The 800-nt window shown below is 52.4% G+C and carries 1 protein-coding gene; it reads right to left on the reverse strand.

Translation table 11 applies throughout. The annotated features are described in order from the left end of the window. Positions 1-800, reverse strand: an 800-nt coding sequence (locus tag H5154_RS22910; protein ID WP_182719752.1) for an Ig-like domain-containing protein, incomplete at both ends; no start/stop codon positions are given.

Genomic DNA, 800 nt, shown 5'->3' on the forward strand with positions numbered 1-800 from the left:
CCACTAATGGCTGGGGTGTTGTCATTGCTCAATGTATCGACGCTCACCGTGAGCGTCGGTGGCGTACCATCAAAATCAGTCGAAGTGATCGTGCGCACATTACCTGCTTCATCACTGGCACTGGCGGTGATCGAACTAAGTGTTAGCAGCGGAATACTCAACCCAACTAATGACCAATTACCTGCTGCGTCGGTGGTCGCGGTGTAGTTTATCACCCCGCCACCAAGTAGGTTTTGAGTAACCGTAACTGTGCTTCCAGCAGGTAAATCGGAGGTACCACTAAGAGACACTAACTGTCCTAATAGGAAGGTGGGCACAAACGCAAGCTCTGGCGGAATTGTATCAACCACGCCGTTGTCACTGGCGCTGCCGGTATTACCTGCGTCGTCGGTGATACTGGCAGTCACTGTGTATGCACCATCAATCAGTGGTTGCGTGGCCTCGGCACTCCAATTACCACTGGCATTGGTTTGCACTGTCACGGTATGGCTGCCGTTAGCATCCGTAAAGGTAATGGCAATGTCACTATTAGCTAGATCCGATGTCCCTGTGACCAGCGGCGTATTGTCGTTGGTCAATGCCGGTGCATCGATAGTGACAATCGGCGCTGTTGTGTCTATCACCCCACTATTTTCTGTGTCACTGGCGGTATTGCCGGCGGCATCGGTGACACTAGCATCAACAACAAAAGCGCCTTCTGCAAGCGGGGTCGGTACATCCACCGACCAACTGCCATCAGCCAACACAGTGGCAGTTAAGGTTTGTATATCGCCATTGGCATCGGTGACCGTAATGCTCAC

The sequence above is a fragment of the Pseudoalteromonas sp. SR44-5 genome (genome assembly GCF_014163675.1).
In the GTDB taxonomy this organism is placed as follows: Bacteria; Pseudomonadota; Gammaproteobacteria; order Enterobacterales; family Alteromonadaceae; genus Pseudoalteromonas; species Pseudoalteromonas rhizosphaerae.